General features: G+C 70.2%; 20 protein-coding genes. 10 read left to right on the top strand and 10 right to left on the bottom strand.

The features are described 5' to 3' along the window. Nucleotides 1-252 (top strand): hypothetical protein (locus tag ACFWPS_RS52110; RefSeq protein WP_383721088.1); only part of this gene is annotated, 252 nt, incomplete at its 5' end. A 38-nt stretch (nt 253-290) separates the two neighbouring features. On the opposite strand, the gene ACFWPS_RS52105 is transcribed toward ACFWPS_RS52110, so the two are convergent. Further along, nucleotides 291-770 (bottom strand): hypothetical protein, encoded by a 480-nt coding sequence (locus ACFWPS_RS52105; protein WP_383721085.1) that lies wholly within the window; start codon nt 768-770, stop codon nt 291-293. 600 nt (nt 771-1,370) lie between these two features. Between ACFWPS_RS52105 and ACFWPS_RS52100 the strand changes: the two genes are divergently transcribed. Then, nucleotides 1,371-1,838, top strand: a complete 468-nt coding sequence (locus tag ACFWPS_RS52100; protein ID WP_383721083.1) for a hypothetical protein — start codon at nt 1,371-1,373, stop codon at nt 1,836-1,838. A 48-nt stretch (nt 1,839-1,886) separates the two neighbouring features. On the opposite strand, the gene ACFWPS_RS52095 is transcribed toward ACFWPS_RS52100, so the two are convergent. The 3 genes from ACFWPS_RS52095 to ACFWPS_RS52085 all read right to left on the bottom strand — a co-directional run bounded on the left by ACFWPS_RS52095 (nt 1,887) and on the right by ACFWPS_RS52085 (nt 5,191). Then, nucleotides 1,887-2,717, bottom strand: coding sequence for an oxidoreductase (locus ACFWPS_RS52095; RefSeq protein WP_383721080.1), 831 nt, complete (start codon nt 2,715-2,717; stop codon nt 1,887-1,889). Nucleotides 2,718-2,732: 15 nt separating this feature from the next. Then, on the bottom strand, nt 2,733-3,608 hold the full coding sequence (locus ACFWPS_RS52090) for an NmrA family NAD(P)-binding protein (RefSeq protein WP_383721078.1): 876 nt from the start codon (nt 3,606-3,608) through the stop codon (nt 2,733-2,735). 161 nt (nt 3,609-3,769) lie between these two features. After that, on the bottom strand, nt 3,770-5,191 hold the full coding sequence (locus ACFWPS_RS52085) for an MFS transporter (protein ID WP_383721076.1): 1,422 nt from the start codon (nt 5,189-5,191) through the stop codon (nt 3,770-3,772). Between the two features lie 109 nt (nt 5,192-5,300). Between ACFWPS_RS52085 and ACFWPS_RS52080 the strand changes: the two genes are divergently transcribed. Then, nucleotides 5,301-5,927, top strand: coding sequence for a TetR/AcrR family transcriptional regulator (locus ACFWPS_RS52080; RefSeq protein WP_383721073.1), 627 nt, complete (start codon nt 5,301-5,303; stop codon nt 5,925-5,927). Nucleotides 5,928-5,964: 37 nt separating this feature from the next. On the opposite strand, the gene ACFWPS_RS52075 is transcribed toward ACFWPS_RS52080, so the two are convergent. After that, nucleotides 5,965-6,606, bottom strand: a complete 642-nt coding sequence (locus ACFWPS_RS52075; protein ID WP_383721070.1) for a TetR/AcrR family transcriptional regulator — start codon at nt 6,604-6,606, stop codon at nt 5,965-5,967. Nucleotides 6,607-6,733: 127 nt separating this feature from the next. Between ACFWPS_RS52075 and ACFWPS_RS52070 the strand changes: the two genes are divergently transcribed. Both ACFWPS_RS52070 and ACFWPS_RS52065 read left to right on the top strand, forming a co-directional pair. Next, entirely contained in the window at nt 6,734-8,359 is a 1,626-nt protein-coding gene (locus ACFWPS_RS52070; RefSeq protein WP_383721067.1) for a succinic semialdehyde dehydrogenase, read from the top strand. Then, complete coding sequence (locus ACFWPS_RS52065; RefSeq protein WP_383721064.1) at nt 8,359-8,907, top strand: hypothetical protein; 549 nt, start codon at nt 8,359-8,361, stop codon at nt 8,905-8,907. The genes ACFWPS_RS52070 and ACFWPS_RS52065 overlap by 1 nt, the downstream gene beginning before the upstream one ends. A gap of 11 nt (nt 8,908-8,918) precedes the next feature. On the opposite strand, the gene ACFWPS_RS52060 is transcribed toward ACFWPS_RS52065, so the two are convergent. After that, complete coding sequence (locus ACFWPS_RS52060) at nt 8,919-9,599, bottom strand: carbonic anhydrase (RefSeq protein ID WP_383721062.1); 681 nt, start codon at nt 9,597-9,599, stop codon at nt 8,919-8,921. Continuing rightward, nucleotides 9,587-10,252: an HD domain-containing protein gene (locus ACFWPS_RS52055; protein ID WP_383721059.1), complete on the bottom strand. Its 666-nt coding sequence runs from the start codon at nt 10,250-10,252 to the stop codon at nt 9,587-9,589. The genes ACFWPS_RS52060 and ACFWPS_RS52055 overlap by 13 nt, the downstream gene beginning before the upstream one ends. 73 nt (nt 10,253-10,325) lie before the next feature. Between ACFWPS_RS52055 and ACFWPS_RS52050 the strand changes: the two genes are divergently transcribed. From ACFWPS_RS52050 to ACFWPS_RS52035, 4 genes are all read left to right on the top strand, one after another. Continuing rightward, complete coding sequence (locus ACFWPS_RS52050; RefSeq protein ID WP_383721056.1) at nt 10,326-11,282, top strand: GlxA family transcriptional regulator; 957 nt, start codon at nt 10,326-10,328, stop codon at nt 11,280-11,282. Between the two features lie 140 nt (nt 11,283-11,422). After that, on the top strand, nt 11,423-12,853 hold the full coding sequence (locus tag ACFWPS_RS52045; RefSeq protein WP_383721053.1) for an MFS transporter: 1,431 nt from the start codon (nt 11,423-11,425) through the stop codon (nt 12,851-12,853). Then, nucleotides 12,850-14,409 (top strand): MFS transporter, encoded by a 1,560-nt coding sequence (locus tag ACFWPS_RS52040; protein WP_383721049.1) that lies wholly within the window; start codon nt 12,850-12,852, stop codon nt 14,407-14,409. Before ACFWPS_RS52045 ends, ACFWPS_RS52040 begins: the two co-directional genes overlap by 4 nt. A gap of 207 nt (nt 14,410-14,616) precedes the next feature. Continuing rightward, entirely contained in the window at nt 14,617-15,102 is a 486-nt protein-coding gene (locus tag ACFWPS_RS52035) for a DUF2269 family protein (RefSeq protein ID WP_383721090.1), read from the top strand. Nucleotides 15,103-15,356: 254 nt separating this feature from the next. Here the strand turns inward: ACFWPS_RS52035 and ACFWPS_RS52030 are convergent, their stop codons facing one another. Then, nucleotides 15,357-15,623, bottom strand: coding sequence for a hypothetical protein (locus tag ACFWPS_RS52030; protein WP_383721046.1), 267 nt, complete (start codon nt 15,621-15,623; stop codon nt 15,357-15,359). Between the two features lie 37 nt (nt 15,624-15,660). After that, a complete protein-coding gene (locus tag ACFWPS_RS52025) occupies nt 15,661-15,792 on the bottom strand; it encodes a hypothetical protein (protein ID WP_383721043.1) in 132 nt (43 codons plus the stop codon). Between the two features lie 486 nt (nt 15,793-16,278). Here ACFWPS_RS52025 and ACFWPS_RS52020 point away from each other — a divergent pair, with 486 nt between their 5' ends. Further along, a complete protein-coding gene (locus tag ACFWPS_RS52020) occupies nt 16,279-16,485 on the top strand; it encodes a hypothetical protein (protein WP_361296809.1) in 207 nt (68 codons plus the stop codon). Nucleotides 16,486-16,616: 131 nt separating this feature from the next. Here the strand turns inward: ACFWPS_RS52020 and ACFWPS_RS52015 are convergent. Further along, the coding region (locus ACFWPS_RS52015; protein ID WP_383721040.1) for a cation acetate symporter at nt 16,617-18,172 on the bottom strand (1,556 nt) is incomplete at its 5' end.

Genomic DNA, 18,172 nt, shown 5'->3' with positions numbered 1-18,172 from the left:
CGCCGGGGACGCGAGGTCGGGACGAGGATGGCGGTGTCGGCCGTCACGGTCCCGCTCGCCCTGACCGCGGCCCGGGCCCTCGGCCCCTTCGCCGCCGGCGTCCTGGCCGCGTTCCCCGTCCTGCTGGCCGTCATGGTCCCGGCCACCCACCGCACGACGGGAGCACAGGCCGCCGCCGTGATGACGCGCGCCGCGCTGACCGTCGTACCCGGCACCATCGCCCTCCTGCTCCTGCTCTCCACGGCCCTGTGAACGCCCCGTGCCGGCCGGTGCGCGACCCGTACCGGCGGTCAGGTCACGCGCTCGAGGCGGGACGGCGACCCCGCCGTCTGACTGCCCTCGTCCCCGAGCGCCAGGGTGTCCGCGCCGTCCTCGGTCAGGGTGTAGACGTTTCCCGATCTGCACACCACACCCTGCGAGGGGTCCGAGGGGGTACTGGTGGCCGCCTGGAACACCACGGACGTCGTGTGCGTCTCCTGCAGCCGGAGGGTCTCCGTGCAGCCGATGTCGCCCCCGCTGCCGGCCTCGGTCACATGACTGACCTGCCGGCCCACGAGATCGCCACGTCTCGCGGCATGCAGGGTGAGGGTCACGGACACGCCCGTCGTACGGGCGTTGAACACCCCGTCGCCCGCGGTACTGCCCGGGCCGGTGCCCTTCCAGGTCCCCACCCAGGACGCGGGCAGCGCGTTCGCGGCGGCCGGGCCGGACGAGGACGAAGAGGGCGTCGACGGCGATGACGTACGACCCGTGGCCACCGGGCGGCTCACCACCTGCGAGCGGAGCCCCCCTTGGCATCCGCGTGGACTTGGCCTGCGGTGAGGTATTCATATCAGTTGGTGCAGTGCGCACGTCGGTCGGTGCGGTGCGTACGCGCTCCCGGCCCGCCCGCGGATACATAGGTGCAGGATGCACACTTGCGGGCGAAGTTAGGTCAGCCTTACTCTGCTGAATCGCACCACCCAGGGCCCGGCCGTCCGTCGGCCCCGCCCGCGGCGAGCGCTCCGCCGACGCAGCCTGGCCGTTCCGCTGCCGGAACCTCCGCTCACAGGACCGCACTTGAACCACTCCGCCTTCGGTCTGTACGACCCTGCCCGCGACCACAGCGCCTGCGGCGTAGGCTTCATCACCCGCCTCGACGGCGTACCGAGCCACGACGTCATCCGCAAGGGCCACGAAGCGCTCGGCGCCATCCCGCGGCGGGGCCTCGGCCGAAGGCGTGGGCGACGGCGCGGGCGTCAGCGTCGACCTGTCCGCGGAGTTCTTCGGCGCCCTCACCGGCGAACCGCTGCGCCCCGGGCACTTCGGCGTGGCCGACTGCTTCGTGCCGACCGACCCGGCCCGCCGCCGAGCAGTACCCACTGCCCATCGTGCAGTGGGTGTTCCGCGCCCCCGAGGACTGGGAGCGCGCCGACGTCGACGCGGCCGCCCACCGCGCCCTGCTCGTGGTCGAGGCCCCCGCCTACGCCGACGACGCGTACGCCGGCCTGTACCCCCTGTCGCTGAGCGCCCGGACCCAGGTGCTCAAGGGACGCCTCAACTCCGGTGAGGTCATCGGCTGCTTCCGCGACCTGTGCGACCCCCGGCACTCGGTGCGGACCCTGTACTTCCACACCCGGTTCTCCACCAACACCGAACCGCACCCGACCATGGCACAGCCGTTCCGCCTGACGGCGCACAACGGAGAGCTCAACACCGACCGCAAGAACCGCCTCTCCGACGAGGCCCTGGCCCGCGCTCGCGCGTGGAGCATCGTCCGCCCGCCGGGCCAGTCCGACTCCAGCCGCCTCGACCAGACCCTGCAGAGCCGGGTCTTCGACGACGGCCTGGACCTCTGAGGGGCTCCGGACCGTGGTGTCGGGGAAGGCGGATTCAGGGGTGTTGTTCTAGTCGTGATCGGTGGAGAGGGCGACATGCCGCCAGGCGTCCATGTCCTTGCGGAAGGTGTCCAGTTTGGCGTCGAAGGCTTGCAGGGTGTCGGCTCCGAGCGGGAGGCGCAGCGGTGGCTCGGGGGCGGCGGCCATCTCGACGATGGCGTGGGCGGCCTTGACCGGGTCGCCGGGCTGAGCGTGGTTCAGGCCTGCGGCGGCCGCACGCATCGCGCCGACGGTGGCGGTGTAGTCGTCGATCGTGTCGGGTCCGGTGTGGAGGCTGGTGGGGTCGAGGAAGTCGGTGCGGAAGAAGCCGGGTTCCACGAGGGTGACGTGGATGCCCAGGGGGGCCAGTTCGGTGTGGAGGGTCTCGGTGAAGCCCTCGACGGCGAACTTCGTGGAGGCGTAGACGCCCCAACCCGGCGCGGTCGCGAAGCCCACGATGGAGCTGATGTTGATCACGTGGCCGGAGCGCCGGCGGCGCAGTACCGGCAGTACGGCGCGCTGGACGGCGAGCGGGCCGAACACGTTGGTCTCGAACAGCGCGCGGACCGCGGCGTCGTCGGACTCCTCGACGGCGGCGAGCAGTCCGGTGCCGGCGTTGTTGACCAGGACGTCGATCCGGCCGAACCGCTCGACCGCAGCGTCGACGGCAGCCTGGATGCTCTGCGGGTCGGTCACGTCCAGCGGCGCGGTGAGCAGTGTGTCGCCGGCGTCGGGGAACTGCTCGCGGATGGTTGCCGCCTTCCGTGCGGTCGCGACCACCTGGTGGCCTGCGGTCAGGGCGGCACGGGTTATTTCCAGGCCGAAGCCCCGGGACGATCCAGTGATGAACCAAACGCTCATTGTCTTCTCCGGTGTTCAGACGGTGGGCAGGTCGAAGGCCGCGGGGTTTTGGGCGATGAAGTCCTCGACGTCGAGGGGGTCGCTGCCGCCGATCGTCTTCACGAGGTCGTTGGTGCCGGCGAAGACGCCGTTGCGGTAGTCGACGGCCACGGCGAGCAGGTGCTGGATCAGGTGGTCCGGTGCGCCGCGCCCGCGCAGGATGGCGGCGAATTCGTCGAGTTCGATGGGCACGTAGGTGACTTCACGGTCCAGCGCCCGCGACATCTTCTCGGCGATCTCGTAGTGGTTGAGTTCCTCGGCTCCGTACAGCGGGTAGATCTGGCCGGCGTGCGGGGCGGGGTCCTCCAGGATGGCCGCGATCACCTTGGCCTGGTCGCTTTCGGCGATGGGGGCGTGGCGTCCGTCGGCGAACGGCAGGCGCAGTTCGCCGGTGCCGTCGGCCCAGGTGTCGACCAGCCACTGAGCGAAGAAGGTCGGGCGGATGTGGGTGACGGGGACCGGGGCGTGGTCCCGGACGCGTTCGGCGACCCAGTGCTGGCGTGCCGCGTTGCTGGCGGTGTTGCGGCGGGCGGAGACCTGGGACATGTTCACGATCGCCTGGACCCCGTTCTCCTCCGCCGCCTGGGCCACGTTCGCGGTGGCGTCCATCAGGCCGGGGCGGATCGGATAGGTGAAGTACAGGGCGTCGATCCCCTTGGTCGCTGCGGCCAGGGAGTCCAGGTCGAGGACGTCGCCTTCCACGACGTCCGCTCCGAGGGAGGCGAGCCGTTCGGCGCGTCCGTCGAGACCGCGGACCAGTGCGCGGACGCGGTGTCCTCGCTGGAGCAGGAGTTCGGTGGTGTGCCCGCCGGTCTTACCGGTGGCTCCGACCACGAGGAGGTTGCGTTCCATGAGGGTGATCTCCGTTTCTTGAGAGGGCGCCGGCGGGAACTCCAGCGTCAGTCCTTCGAGCGGTTGCCGCAGAAGACGGGGGGGAGAGGCGGTGCGATCCCGGTTCGACCGGTGGCCGTGGTCGGCTTGCCGGCCCGCCCCGAGCGGCCGCGGCCGGGTGGTCAGGGTGTGCGGCGGGGCCGGAGGGCGAGCAGCGCGGCGGCCGCGACGATTCCGGTCCCGGCCTGGACGGACCAGGCATGGTCGAACCCGCTGGTCGTGGCCTGGGGGGTAAGGGCGACGAGCAGGGCCACGCCCACCGCGCTGCCGATCTGCCGGCTCATGTTGAGAACGGCGCTGCCGGTGGCGGCACGCTCGGGTGCGAGGGTGCCGGCAGCGGCGAACAGGGGCGCTTGGGCCAGACCGCCGGCCAGGCCGACCAGGATCAGGCCCGGGAACATGCCGCCCCAGTAGTCGGGGGTGGTGTGCACGGTCGCGAGCCAGTATCCGGCGGCGCATGCCATGGCCAGCGTCCCGGTCACGGCGGGGGCGGTGCGTCCGAAGCGGCTCTGGATGGGCCCCGCGCTCATGGCGAAGGCGATCGAGGCAAGAGGGGCCGGGGCGATCGAGACGCCTGCGCGCAGCGGGCTGAAGTGCCAGACCTCCTGCATGAACAGGGCGGTGCTGAGCAGGACGATGGCGAAGCCGACAGAGAACAGGAACAGGGCCACGGTGGCGGCGGTGAACGGCCTGCTGGCGAACAACTGCTTCTCGATCACCGGTACCTTGGCGCGCAGGGTGCGCTCGACGGTCACAGCCCCTGCCAGGGCGGCGGCGACGAACAGGGCCAGGGTGCGGATGTCCGTCCAGCCCCACCCGGGCCCCTGGACGGTGGCGAGCACCAGCAGGCTCACGGCCAGCAGTAGTGCGAGGGCGGAGACCGGGTCCGGCAGGGCGGCACCCCTGGGCTGGCGCACCTCGGGCAGCAGCAGCGCACCGGCGACGAGGGTGGCGATGCCGACGGGAACGTTGATCAGGAAGATCCACCGCCAGTCGAGGGTGACGAGCAGCCCGCCGACGGGCGGGCCGGCCGAGGCCGCGATCGCGCCCACGCCCGCCCACAGACCCACCACCAGGGTGTGCCGGCGCTTGGGAAAGCTGGGGTAGAGCAGGCCGAGCGAGGTCGGCACGATCATCGCCGCGCCGACGGCCTGGAAGGCGCGGGCGGCGACCAGTACACCGAGACTCGGTGCGGCGGCCGCGACGGCGGAGGTGAGGGTGAACAGCGCTACTCCGGACAGCAGCATCTTCTTACGTCCCCACTGGTCCGCGATGCGGCCGGCGGGCACGAGCACGGCGGCGAAGACGATCGCGTAGGCCGACAGCACCCACGACGCGCTCGCGACCCCCGTGCCCGGGAAGGACCGGCCGATTCCGTCGAGGGCGACGTTGACGACGAAGAAGTCGAGCTGCGCCATGAAGGCGACGGCACCCAGCACCGCCATGATGCTCCAGCGGCGCGGGTGGCCGGCCTCGGTGACGGCCGGAGCCGGGCCGCTGCGGCGGGTCGCCGTCACCGCCTGCGGTGCAGCCTGTGTGGGCATCCTGTCCACCCTCCCAGAGGAAAGGGCTTGGCAGCCCTTTTTGGTCTGCCTCCAGGAGACCTCTCGCAGAATGGGTTGTCAAGCCCTTTTTTGGGTTACAGTGGTGACCATGACCACCACCGGCCAAGCTTCGACTCGGAAGCTCACCGCCAAGGGCCTGGCCACGCGCGAACGCATCGTCAGGGCGGCCGCCGAGCTGATCTACGAACACGGTGTGCAGAACACCAACAACGAGCAGATTCGCGAGGCCGCCGGAGTCAGCGGCTCACAGCTGACGCGCCACTTCCCCACCAAGGAGTCCCTGGTGCGCGCGGTGCTCGCCTGGCAGGCCGACAGCATCGTCGCCCGCCATCAAGCACCGGAGTTGGGCGAGCTGGACAGCTTCGCCGCCCTGCGCCGGTGGGCCGACTCCTACATCGCGTCGCAGCACATGCTGCGCGGCGGGTGCACGTTCGGCTCCCTGGCCGCCGAGGTCGTCAAGACCGAGCCCTCTCACCGGGACGCCGTGGCTGACGGCTTCGAACGGTGGCAGGCGCTGTTCAGGCGCGGCCTGGGCAGGATGCGCGAACGCGGAGAACTGCGGCCGGAGGCCGATCCGGCCGCGCTCGCCCACCTGCTCACGGCCGCCTTCCAGGGCGGAGCCCTGCTGGACCAGGCGGCCGAAGACAGCACCCCGCTGCGCGACGCACTGTACGGGGCCCTGGACTACATCGAGTCGTTCGCCGCGGCGCGCTGACCGCGCCGCGGAGCGCGGGCCTTCGAACGGGCAGCGTTCAGGAAGCGCCCGAGACGGCTGGGCGGGAAACCCGCCGGGACCGGGCCCGTGCCGTGAGGGGGAGCCCCGTGAAAGCCTGATCGGCGACGCGCTCCAGCGCGGCCGCGTCGAGCCCGCCCCTGGCCAGCACCTCCATGCCCCGGTTGATCGCCATGAGCAGCCGGCTGATTTCGCGGGCGTCCGCCTCGGTGTCGAGGTCGCCGTGGCGCTGCGCCGCCTGCACGCACTCGACCAGTGAACCCTCGATCCTCCCGAGGGCCTGCTTGACGCGGGCGGCGGCCTGTGGATCGGGGTCGGCTCCCTCGATGACGAAGCCGGTCACCATGCAGCCGAGCCCGTCGGGGTCGTCGTGCACGAATCGCGCCGACTTGACCAGGTATGCGTGCAGCCGTTCCAGCGCGGTGTCGTCGGGGCCGTCGAGTACGGCCGCCCAGGCGGTCTCGGTGCGGTCGCAGTACGCCTCCAGCGTGCGCAGGTACAGCCGGCTCTTGTCGCCGAAAGCGGCGTAGAGGCTGCCGCGGCCCAGCCCGCCGGCCCTGGCGATGTCGTCCACGCTGGTGCCGGTGTATCCGGTACGGCGGAACTGTCGCTCGACGGCCTGTACGACCTTGTCCTTGTCAAATCCTGGTGGGCGCCCCATGGCCGTCAGCCTACAGGCAGCACGAGGATTCTTGACATTCCGTTCCATAAATCCATACGGTTCCTGACGCGGCGGTCCAGAATCCTGCGGTCGTTGCCCACGGCATCCCGCGAATCCCGCAGAACGGATGAGACGCATGTCCTCGCATGGCGGAATCAACTACCTCGCTCCCGGTGACGGCAACCCCGCTGGGGCACGAAGCAACCGGACGGCGACCGATGTGATCACCTCTGACCTGGTGTTTCGCCTCACGCGAGGGGTGGAGGGCAGCGGTCGTACGGTGAGTTGCACCCCCATGACGGGCGAGGTGGTGGCGGAACTGCCCGAGTCGTCACCCCGCGATGTGGAGGTGGCGTTCAGCAGGGCCCGTCAGGCGCAGCGAGAGTGGGCCTCGCTCTCGGTGCGCAGGCGTGCGGCGGTACTGCTCCGGTTTCACGACATCCTCCTGGACAGACAGGCCGAGGCGATGGACCTGGTCCAGGTGGAGACAGGAAAGGCCCGCCTGCACGCACACGAGGAAGTGCAGGGAGCCGCCGTGGTGGCCCGGCACTACGGGCGCAGGGCCCCCGCGTACCTCCGGCCGCGGCGGCACCTCGGTGCGTTTCCGGTGCTCACGAAAGTCACCGAGTGGCATCACCCGCGAGGTGTGGTCGGGCAGATCGTCCCCTGGAACTACCCACTGGAACTCTCCTTGGCGGACGCGCTCCCCGCTCTCGTCGCAGGCAACGCCGTGGTGACGAAACCGGACACGCAGAGCGCCCTGACGTCGCTGTGGGCGCGCCGGCAGCTCATCGAGGCCGGGCTGCCGCCCGACGTCTGGCAAATCGTCATCGGCGACGGTCGGGTCGTCGGGTCCGCCGTCGTGGACCGGGCCGACTACGTCGCATTCACCGGCTCCGTCCGCACCGGGCGGGAAGTCGCGGCCCGCGCGGCGACCCGGCTGGTCGGCGCGTCACTCGAACTGGGCGGCAAGAACGCCCTGCTCGTGCTGGCCGACGCGGACCTGGACAAGGCGGCCGAGGGCGCGGTGCGCACAAGCTTCACCTCGGCCGGCCAGTTGTGTCTGTCGACCGAGCGGATCTTCGTCCACTCCTCGATCGCACCCGCGTTCTTGGAGCGGTTCGTCCAGCGCACGAGTGCGCTCACCCTCGGCACCTCGCTGAGCTACGGGGTCGGCATGGGGTCGCTGGCGGGCCGACGCCAACTGGAAACGGTGTCCCGGCACGTCGATCAGGCCGTTGCCGAGGGGGCCACCGTCCTCACCGGAGGCAAGCCCCGCCCCGACATCGGCCCCTTCTTCTACGAGCCGACCGTCCTGGACGGCGTGGAGCCCACGATGGCCGTCCACGCGGAGGAGACGTTCGGACCGGTCGTGTCGGTGTACCGCTTCACCGACGAGGGCGAGGCGATCGAGCGGGTGAACGCCACGCCGTACGGCCTCAACTCCAGTGTCTGGACGAAGGACACGCGGCGCGGCGAACGCATCGCGGGCCGTCTGCAGAGCGGCACCGTGAACATCAACGAGGGCTACACGTCCGCCCACGGCAGCGTCCGGTCCCCGATGGGCGGCATGAAGGACTCCGGACTCGGCCGCCGGCACGGCCTCGAAGGCATCCTCAGCTACACGGAGTCGCAGACCGTCGCCACGCAGCGGATACTTCCGCTGGCCCCGTCGATGGGCATGGACGATCAGCAGTACGCGGCTTTCATCAGCCTGAGCCTCCGTGTCATGAAGGCACTGAGGCTCCGCTGATGACCGCACCGAGCCGCGCGGAGCCGTTCGCCCGCTGCCATCGGCACGCCTGGCTGCTCGTCGCCCTCACCGAACTGATCGGCGACTGCGCACGGGCCGCGGGTGAGGTGTACCGGCCGGTCGCCGAGGCCCCGCCCACACGGTCCGACGTTCTGGTGAACCTCGGGCCGCTTGTCGGCCTCTGCCGGTCTGCTCGTACGCGGGTGGAGGCGGCACGTGCTCGGGACGCCGTACGATGCACCTCGGCCGAGAAGGAAGCGGTCCCGGCCCGGACGGACGTCGGCGCAGACTTCCTCGCCGACCTGCTGGAATCCCCGGCACAGGCCGTCAAGCGGGCCCAGGAGCCGGCGAGCAAAGGCGAGTTCACGGTAGAGCAGATCCTCGATGAGGCAACCGATTCGGCCGTGCTCTCCGGACTGCTCGCGCTCCACGAAGCGCAGCGGCAGTCAGACCCGGGCACAGCGGCGGCGAGGCGCCTGGTCGCCGCAGGGCACTTCACCTTGGCCGTCGCCGTGATATCGCTCGACGTACCGGCTGCCGTGCCCTGAGCGTTCGACAGCTACGCAGCCTCGGCGGGAACGTCGCGAACGAGTTCGGTCAGCTCGCCGGAATCGATGTCGTAGAAAAGGCTGTGGATCTCCACGTGCTTCGGGGTGCCCGGGCTGTTGCGGATCAGGCTCACGTCGTAGTTGAGCGACTTTTCGAAGTCGGTGATGGCGATGCCGTCCCAGTCGTACAACGACGAGATGTCGGAGTGCTGTTCTTCCTTCACTGCGGAGGTGATTCCCTCCGCAGTGAAGGAGGTGGCGCCGCAGAAGGAGTGGTGGACGACGACAACGCGCTCGATTCCGAAGAGGTGTTGGGAGACCGTGATCGAACGAAGGGCGTCCGCCGCGCGACCGCCCCCGACGATCAGGGGGAACACCGTCGCCGTGGAACCGATCCTCCTGCCGGTCTCACTGAGGAGCAGTTCACCCGGGTAGACCTCGTCGCCGAAGTGATCGGCCACCGCCTGGGCGGCCCCGGCCGCCCGCGGGTCGAAGCAATACATGACGATCGTCCTGACGGGAATCGAACCGGTGACGATCTCCCGAGCCACGGCCTCGTCGAAACCAGGCTGCGCTCGGAACGTGAACTCCGCAAAATCCGACACTGCTTGACTCCGCTTCTCATTCTCGTGGTTGACTTCCCGGCTTTCTCGGGAAGCCTGGAGAGGTTCAGTGACGGCTATTCGCCCCACGGCCCGTCGAGCACGCCCCGCTCCATGGTCGTGACGCCGTCCGCCGCCCGCTCCTGCGCGAGATGGAAGGCGAGCGCGTAGGGAGGCGCGGCTGTCTCGGAGCGGGCACCGTGGGCAAGGACTTCCTCGGCCAGATGGTGGGCCATCCGCAGCCGCGGATACGCGGCGTGGATCTGCTTCTGCTCCGCGGCCACGAGGCCGGCGTTCTTGCCGAAGTCCACCCAGATGCCTTCGTAGGTCAGGTGGGTGAGCAGCCCCAGGCGTTCGGGGATCTGCGGAGTGGTATGCAGGGCGATGGCCTCCCAGACCTTGTCGACATCCCCGGTCGGGGCGCCGAGACCGGTCAGCAGAGCGGCCGCGAGATCGGCGCTCTCGATCTCGAACCGGAGCAGGCCCGGTGCGTCCGGCCTGGTGCCCAGGTCGTGCAGCACGTTGGCGGCGAAGAGCAGCTCCTCGTCGTAGTCCGCGTCGTTCAGGACCCCCTCGTGGGCGGCGAACAGGCGGGACCAGTAGAAGCCGCGGATGCAGTGGTTCAGCACGGACGGATGCACCGCCGCGCGGGCGGCAGCGAGGCTCGCCTCGACGAGCGGACCGGAGGGGAGAGCGAGTACGCCGTCGTGCAGCCTGTCCGAGAGGGTGGGGATGTCGGTCATGCCTCGACGCTACGAAAGCGGTTCCGGCGCGAAAAGTGGCACTGATGCCATGCATCGCTACTGTCGTGCCACTATGACGAACAGACACCATGTCGCCGTGCTCGTACTGCCCGGAGTGCTCGCGCTCGAGTTCGGCGCCGCGACGCAGATCTTCTCGACGGACCTGCACTACGGGCTGACCGTGTGCGCGGAGAGCGGGCCCGGACCCGTGCCCGGATCCGGCTTCGCGATCACGGTCACCGCCGGCCTCGAAGCGCTGGAGGACGCCGACACCGTGATCGTCCCGGGCTACGACGACATCGACACCCCCCATTCACCGGAGCTCCTGGCCGCGCTGTGGGCGGCCCACGCCCGGGGCTCCCGGCTCGTCTCCATCTGTACCGGGGTCTTCGCCTTCGCCGCGGCCGGACTGCTCGACGGTCGCCCCGCCACCACGCACTGGCGGCACGCGGAGCAACTGCGACGGCGCTACCCGCGCATCGACGTCCTGCCGAACCAGCTCTACGTCGACGACGGCGACATCCTCACCTCTGCCGGTGTGACGGCTGGGATCGATCTGTGCCTGCACCTGATCCGCACCGACCTGGGCGCGGCGGCGGCGAACATCCGCGCCCGGGACCTCGTCGCGCCGCCACGGCGACGGGGAGGCCAGGCGCAGTTCATCGAACAGTTCCGCCCCGAGGCCAGCGGGGACGAACTGGCTCCCCTGCGTGAGTGGATGCTCGACAACCTCGCGGCCACCTTCACTGTGGACGACCTCGCGGAGCGGGCCCATATGCCCCGGCGGACCTTCATCCGCCGCTTCCGCGAGGAGACCGGCACCACGCCGATGGCCTGGTTGACCGATGCGCGTATCGACCGGGCACGCGAACTGCTGGAGGCGAGCGCCGTTCCCGTCGAGCAGGTCGGCCGCCTCACCGGCTTCGGTGCTCCCGCCTCCCTGCGGGCCGCGTTCCACCGGCATCTCGGCACCTCTCCCCAGGAGTACCGGGCCGTGTTCCGCCACACGGCGGAGTCGGTGCAGACATGACGGCACGCCCGGTGTGCGGGCCCTCCCAGCATTCTTGACAGGTCGTTCCAGAAGTCCATAGGGTTCTTGACGAAGCGGTCCAGAACTATGCCGCCAGCCGCTCTCGGCACCCCTCAAAGCCCACGGAACGGACAAGACGCATGTCTTCGCAAGATCAGATGGCACCTCCGCTGACGCACGGGGGAGGTGAAGGCTCCTCGAACACCCGTCCGGCTCTCATCCTCGCCGTGCTGGCCATGGCGAGTTTCCTCGGCCAGCTCGACGTATGGATCACCAACGTCGGACTGCCGAACATCGGCCAGGGCGTGGGCTCGACCTCTCTGTCGGACCTGAGCTGGGTGCTCAACGGCTACGCGATCGTCTTCGCCGCCCTTCTCGTCCCTGCCGGACGGCTCGCCGACCGCTTCGGACGTAAGAACGGCTTCCTTCTCGGTATGGGTGTCTTCGTTGCGGCGAGCCTCGGGGCCGCGCTGGCCGGCGATGTGTGGGTGCTGGTCGTCTTCCGTGCCCTCCAGGCGGTGGGCGCAGCGCTGTTGACCCCCGCCAGCCTCGGTCTGGTCCTGACGAGCGCACCCGCCGACAAGGTGGAGCGGTACGTCAAGATCTGGTTCACCGCGGGCTCGCTGTCCGGGGTGTGCGGACCGATCTTCGGCGGGCTGCTGGTCCAGGCATCCTGGCGGTGGCTGTTCCTGGTGAACATTCCGTTCGGACTGCTCGCCATCGCGCTGGCCGCCCGGCTCATCTCCAACGCCAAGCACGAACAGGACGCCCGCATCCCCGACCTGCTCGGCGGCGTCCTGCTGATCGTCATGGTCGGCGCGCTGGCACTCGGCATCGTGAAGGCACCCGACTGGGGCTGGTCGGACACCCGGGTCGTCACGTCCCTGGCCGTGGCAGCGGCCGGGATGATCGCGTTCCTGTTCCGCTCGTCACGGCACCGGGTGCCCGTGGTCGACCTCTCGCTCTTCCGTGACCGGATCTTCGCCTCCGCGAACCTGGCCGGCATGCTGCAAGTGGCCTCGTTCGGCAGCCTCCTGCTGTCGTCGATCCTCTGGATGCAGAACCACTGGCACTACTCCGCCATCAAGACCGGATGTGCCAGTCTTCCCGGCCCGATCGGATTCGCGGTGGCCGCCACCATCAGTGAGACCCTCCAGCGCCGGTTCCGGATCCCGGCCGGTGTCGTCGCGGCGGTCGGCAGCGCGATCGCCTCCGTCGGCATCCTGCTCTTCGTCCTCCTGCTGCACGACGACCCGAACTACCTATCCGGAGCCTTCCCCTGCTGGCTGCTCTTCGGGTTCGGCGCAGGGCTGGCGCTCCCGACCGTCGTCTCTTCCGCGACCGTCGGTCTGCGTCCTGAGGAGGCCGCCACCGGCAGCGCCATCGTGACCATGTCGACGCAGATCGGCTCGGTCGTCGGCATCAGCATCCTGGTCGCCATGCTCGGCACCGCCTCCGGTGGCGCCTCCCTGAACACCTACCGACACGCGTGGCTGGTCACGATGGCACTCATGGCCGTCGCGGGCGTGGTGTCGCTGGGCGTATCGCAGAAGAAGGCAGTGGTCCGATGACGGCGTCCGTTCCCGCTCAGGCTTCCCGCGCCGCGGGCGCCGACGGCGGGCGGTCCCGCTGGCTCGGCCTCCTGGTGGTCTGCCTCGGCGTGATGATGGCCTTCGTCGACGTCACCTCCACCATCTCGGCCCTGGGCGACATACAGACCGACCTGCAGGTGACCGCGAGCACGCTCGTGTGGATCACCAGCGCGTACAGCCTCGCTGTCGTGAGCTTCGTGATGTCCGCGGGAACGTTCGGCGATCTCGTGGGGCGCCGGCGCGTGTTCAGCCTGGGTACCGCCGTCTTCCTGGTCGGCAGCGTGCTCGCCGTTTTCGCCGACAGTGCCGGCATGCTCATCGCCGCGCAGGCCATCGCGGGCCTCGGCGGGGCGGCCGTACTGCCGACGAGCCTGGCGATCGTCAGCGCCACCTTCACCGACCCGCACGAGCGCACCGCCGCGATCGGAATCTGGGCCGCGTGCTCCGGAGTGGGCCTGGCCGTCGGCCCGATCCTCGCCGGAGCCCTGCTCGAACACTTCTCCTGGCACGCCGTCTACCTCGCCAACATCGTCATCGCCGGCGCGGCCATCCTTCTGGCGCCGGCCTTCGTGGCCGAGTCAAGGCACCCCACGCGCAAGCCCGACCTCGCGGGTCTCGTCCTCGGCACTGTGATGACGGCCTCGGCCACCTACGCGATCATCCAGGGCGGCTCCACGGGATACACCAAGGCACCGATCCTCACCATGTACGTGGTCTTCGCCGCATCCCTGTTCCTGTTCGTACGCGTGGAACTCCGCAACCCCGACCCCATGTTGGACCTGAGGCTCTTCCGCAGCGCCTCCTTCTCCGCCGTGATGGGCGTCGCCGCTGTCAGCGTCTTCGGACTGGTCGGCGTCGCCCTGCTCAGCGTGCTCTACATGGAACGTGTAGGACAGACCAGCCCCGTCGCCGTCGGCGTTCGCCTGCTGCCGCTGTTCGGAACATTCCTCCTGGTCACCGTGATCGCGGCCAGGGTGCTGGTACGCCGGATCGGCCTGACCCCTTTGATCACCGCGGGTCTGCTCCTGATCGGCGCCGGTTCCCTCGCTCTGCTCGCGACCGACGCCTCGGGAGGCTATGGGGCGATGTGGCCGGGACTGTTCATCGCCGGCATCGGCGCGGGCCTCCTGACGGCGCCTTCGACGGCCGCCGCGGTCAACAGCGTCCCGACGGAGCAGGAGGGCATGGCATCGGCAGCGGTGAACATGGCCCGTCAGCTGGGAACCGTGCTCGGCCCCAGCGTGCTCGGAACGATCGTCACCAGCCGCTTCCCCCGGAACCTGCAAGACCGTCTCCTCAAGGCAGGCATCCCCTCGCCGCGGGCGGACCGGATCGTGGAGGGCGCGTCACACGGGGGTGGCGGAGCGGACCTCCCCGCTTCCCTCGCCCGCGTGGTGGGAACGGCGGTACCGAGGGCGTTCACCGACGCCGTGCACCTGGGGAACGTCATAGGCGGAGTCGTACTGATCGCCATGGCCGTGCCTGCGGCAATGTTCGTCCGCCAGAAGGTTCACCAGTCCCCGGACATCCACTGATGCGTGAGCGGACCGCTGAACAGTTCAAGCACAAACACCGGCACTGCCCACGAACCGAGCACCGGTCAAGATGACGGTCGGCCTTCCGGACGAGCGGCCCTCCTGGCGGTGCTGTGATCCCGTGGGCCCGGTCCAAGCCAGACTGAAACCGTGAGCCTGACGCTCCGCGCCAGCGTGCGCGCGAAGGCGCGAAAGAGAGACATCGGCATGGCCGAATTCCTGCTCAGCGTCCACGTGTTGGGGGCGATCCTGCTCATCGGACCAGTCACCGTCGCGGCGAGCTTGTTCCCGCGTTTCGCGCGCCAGGCACTGGCCGACGGACCCGAGCAGCAGTCGGCCAAGGTTGCGGTACGGCTGCTGCACCGGATCTGCCGGGTCTACGCCGTGGCCGGTATCTCCGTCCCGGCCTTCGGTGTCGGCACCGCCCAGGTGATGGGCGTGATGGGCAGCGCCTGGCTCATCGCCTCCATGGCTTTGACAGCGGTGGCCGCCGTCCTGCTGGGTATCGCGGTGCTCGGCACCCAGGACAACGTGATCACCCAGCTCGACAGGTCCGACCCGACGCAGAGCGCCACAGAGTCACTGATCGCCAGGCTGCCCCGCCTGTCGATGATCACCGGTCTGTTCGCCCTCGTGTGGCTGGTCGTGGTGGTCCTGATGATCGTCCGCCCCGGCTCGACGACAGGCGTATGACGTCTCAGCCGCCGCAGTGAACTCCGCGTTCTGCCGGTGCTGTTGGCGTGGCCGCGCCGTGCGACAGCCTGCGGGGGAGCCCCAGGGCAAACGGAACTGATCCCAGAAGGGGTCTTCCGCATGCGAGAGCCGCCGACGTCGGGCAACGGACAGGAGTAGACCCTGTCTACGGCCTTGTTTCTCATCAGGGCGGCGGCTGGCGCTCGTCCTTGCATCTTCGGTCTTTGAAAGATCCAGCGGGCCCTTGAACGGAATCACGAGATCCGGTCGGAGCGAGGTTGGGGCGGTAATGCCGCGACGGCGATTCGGGGTTGGGACAGCGCACCACGCAGTTGCCGGTTCTTCATGGTCAGCTGGTTGACGGCGCGTACGAGGTGGTCGACGTCGGTGCGCAGCTGGGCCGGCTCCGTGGCGTCCTGCTGGCGGAGTTCCTTCAGTTTGACGATCTGGTTGCGCAGGCGGATCTCGGAGTCCGGGATTTGTCCGCGGGCTCCGACCTGCGCGTGCAGGATGCGGTCCATGGCCGTGCGGATACGGTCGCGTTCGTCGGGTGCGGGGTCACGCGGTTCCGTCCTGGAGGGTGATACGGGTGCGGTGGTGTGTATCGGCGAGGTCGCGCAGGCGTTCGGCGTTGCCGTGCAGCCGCTTGCCGAGCGGCCCGGGGACGTGGGCTGCCCGCTGATCGAGCACGGTGGCGCGGTGCCGGAGGCTGGCGGCGTGTTGATCGGTGCGGGCAATGTTCGCGCAGGTGGGGACGGACTGGTCGAGACTGGGAGTGTCCTTGATGCCGCGATGGCACAGGGGCTTTGTCGCGCTTGTAGACGCACGTCAACAGCGCGTTGGGGTTGTCGTAGACGGCCAGTTGAGGGTTGGCGAGGATCTGGCGGGCCTGCCGGGCGGTGATGTACCGGTGTACAGGGCCGCGGACGTGGCGGCCTTGTCCGGAGCCCTCCGGCCCCGACGGAACGGGTGACCCTGCGGGAGCGAGGCGCCCACTGCGCTCCCGGCCCCCCCCAGCGCCCGGGCCGCGTAACCGGTGGCGGCCCTGCCCGGCCCCGCTCTCCGGCATCCAGACTGATCCCACCGGGCCACGGCCGCTGCTCGGGGTCGGGGCCGCGTTCCGAGGTGAGGCGCCGCCGGTCGTGTCCCCGGCGGGAGACGGTCGTTCCTCAGGGCATGAAGAGGATCATCACTGCCACCGCGCTCGCCCTGACGGGCCTGGCGCTCGCCGCCCCCGCCCACGCGGACGGATCTGCCCCCCACCAGCCCCGTGACCTCGCCACCAAGGTCGCCGGGGCGCTGCCCAAGGCCGCGGTTGCCGGTCTCAACGCTGCTGCCACCTCCATGACCGCCGGCCTGCAGGACCCGCCCCCGGCCAGGTAGGCGCCGCCCGTCCACGCCACTCCCGGCTCCGTCCCTTCCCCGACCCCTTCCCCCGACCCGACCCGACTCGCCCCCGACCCGGAGCCAGGGCCTTTCTCGGCCTACCGCCCCCGGGCCGGGGCCCGTCGGCCCTACTGTGCCGAATGGCGTGGCGGCGGGCCGGTGAGCAGACGGTGCTCGTGGGACGCGTAGCGGCTGCGTTCGCGGTCGGCGGCCCGCCGGCCGGCCAGGACGGTGGTGAGCCAGCCGGCGAGGAAGCCCGCCGGCACGGAGACGAGCGCGGGCGTGTTGTAGGGGAACCACGCGAAGTCGGCGTCCGGGAAGGCGGACAGCGGTGTCCCGGAGACCAGGGTGGTGCCGGGGGTCAGGGCGAGCACGCTCAGCGAGCCCACGACGAGGGTGGCCAGGAGCGCGGTGCGGGTGTAACGGCGCCAGAAGAGGGTGTAGAGGAGCGCGGGGGCGATGGCGGAGGCGCCGAGGGTGAAGGAGACCGTCGCCAGGGGCTGAAGGCTGCGCCGTTGGGCGACGACGGCCAGGAGCACGGTGGGGACGCCGACGGCCAGGGCACTGCACCGGGCGAGCGCGAGTTCCCGGGCCGGCGCCCAGGGCGTGGCGCGGGACGCGGTCAGGTCGTGGGCGAGGGTGTTGGCGCAGGCCAGCGTCATGCTCGCGACGGAGGCGAGCAGGGTGAGGAAGACGGCGGTGGTGACGGTGGCGAAGAGCAGGCTCTCCGGCCGGGACAGGCCGGTGCCGAACGCGGCACGGGCGCCGAGCAGGTACGCGGTGGTGCCGTGCGCGTCGGCGGCGGCGATGCGGTCGTGCCCGACCAGCGCGGTCGCGCCGGTGCAGACCAGCGTGAGCATCAGGATGAACAGGGTCACCGAGGAGACCGCCCAGGACATCGCGCGGCGGACCTGGCGCGGCGTGCCCGCCGTGTACATCCGCATGGTGACGTGCGGCAGGCAGGCGCCGCCCAGCACGATGGCGCACTGGGTACTGGCCATGTCCAGGGCCGGATGCGGGCTGCTGGAGTACTGGAGCCCCCAGGTCAGGTAGGCGTCGCCCGCCCCGCTCCGCCGCGCCGCCGCGTGGAACAGCGCCTGGGGCTGCCAGTCGAACGCGCGCAGGATCAGCACGCTCACGACCAGCCCGGAGCCGAGCAGCGCCACGGTCTTGATGATCTGGACCAGCGCGGTCCCGGGCATCCCGCCCAGCGCGGCATAACTGATCATGAGGACACCGGCCCCGGCGATGCACCCGTTCTTCATGCCGGGGTCGGTGAACCCGAGGACGTATGCCAGGAGTTCACCGACCCCGGCGAGCTGGACGACCATCATCGGGACCAGGGCGGCGAGGGTGACCAGGCAGGCCCTGACGCGTACCGACCGGGCCGGATGGCGGCGGGCCAGCGCGTCGCCCATCGTGTAGCGGCCGGTGTTGTGGAGGGGTTCGGCCAGTAGGAACATCAGCAACAGCAGCGACAGCAGGGCGCTGAGGGCCAGGACTATGCCGTCGAAACCGCACAGGGCGATGATCCCCCCGATGGTGAGGACGGTCGCGGCGGAGATGTAGTCACCGGCGACGGCCAGCCCGTTGCGCAACGGCGAGAGGGACCGGTAGCCGGTGTAGAACTCGGCGAGGTCGTCCGCCTCCGGGCCGGTGAGCACGCACAGCAGCAGGGTGAGGG

Source organism: Streptomyces sp. NPDC058457, from assembly GCF_042720695.1.
Taxonomy (GTDB): Bacteria; Actinomycetota; Actinomycetes; order Streptomycetales; family Streptomycetaceae; genus Streptomyces.
The sequence above is the reverse complement of the archived record's forward strand: the minus strand, read 5'-3'. Positions and strand labels throughout refer to the sequence as shown.

What these genes read in the sequence shown, in the direction of transcription:
- ACFWPS_RS52020 (WP_361296809.1), top strand. Translation starts at nt 16,279, where the DNA reads ATGAAGAGGATCATCACTGCCACCGCGCTCGCCCTGACGGGCCTGGCG.
- ACFWPS_RS52050 (WP_383721056.1), top strand. Translation starts at nt 10,326, where the DNA reads ATGACGAACAGACACCATGTCGCCGTGCTCGTACTGCCCGGAGTGCTC.
- ACFWPS_RS52085 (WP_383721076.1), bottom strand. Translation starts at nt 5,191, where the DNA reads ATGCCCACACAGGCTGCACCGCAGGCGGTGACGGCGACCCGCCGCAGC.
- ACFWPS_RS52065 (WP_383721064.1), top strand. Translation starts at nt 8,359, where the DNA reads ATGACCGCACCGAGCCGCGCGGAGCCGTTCGCCCGCTGCCATCGGCAC.
- ACFWPS_RS52075 (WP_383721070.1), bottom strand. Translation starts at nt 6,606, where the DNA reads ATGGGGCGCCCACCAGGATTTGACAAGGACAAGGTCGTACAGGCCGTC.
- ACFWPS_RS52055 (WP_383721059.1), bottom strand. Translation starts at nt 10,252, where the DNA reads ATGACCGACATCCCCACCCTCTCGGACAGGCTGCACGACGGCGTACTC.
- ACFWPS_RS52045 (WP_383721053.1), top strand. Translation starts at nt 11,423, where the DNA reads ATGTCTTCGCAAGATCAGATGGCACCTCCGCTGACGCACGGGGGAGGT.
- ACFWPS_RS52080 (WP_383721073.1), top strand. Translation starts at nt 5,301, where the DNA reads ATGACCACCACCGGCCAAGCTTCGACTCGGAAGCTCACCGCCAAGGGC.
- ACFWPS_RS52040 (WP_383721049.1), top strand. Translation starts at nt 12,850, where the DNA reads ATGACGGCGTCCGTTCCCGCTCAGGCTTCCCGCGCCGCGGGCGCCGAC.
- ACFWPS_RS52090 (WP_383721078.1), bottom strand. Translation starts at nt 3,608, where the DNA reads ATGGAACGCAACCTCCTCGTGGTCGGAGCCACCGGTAAGACCGGCGGG.
- ACFWPS_RS52030 (WP_383721046.1), bottom strand. Translation starts at nt 15,623, where the DNA reads ATGGACCGCATCCTGCACGCGCAGGTCGGAGCCCGCGGACAAATCCCG.
- ACFWPS_RS52095 (WP_383721080.1), bottom strand. Translation starts at nt 2,717, where the DNA reads ATGAGCGTTTGGTTCATCACTGGATCGTCCCGGGGCTTCGGCCTGGAA.
- ACFWPS_RS52070 (WP_383721067.1), top strand. Translation starts at nt 6,734, where the DNA reads ATGAGACGCATGTCCTCGCATGGCGGAATCAACTACCTCGCTCCCGGT.
- ACFWPS_RS52035 (WP_383721090.1), top strand. Translation starts at nt 14,617, where the DNA reads ATGGCCGAATTCCTGCTCAGCGTCCACGTGTTGGGGGCGATCCTGCTC.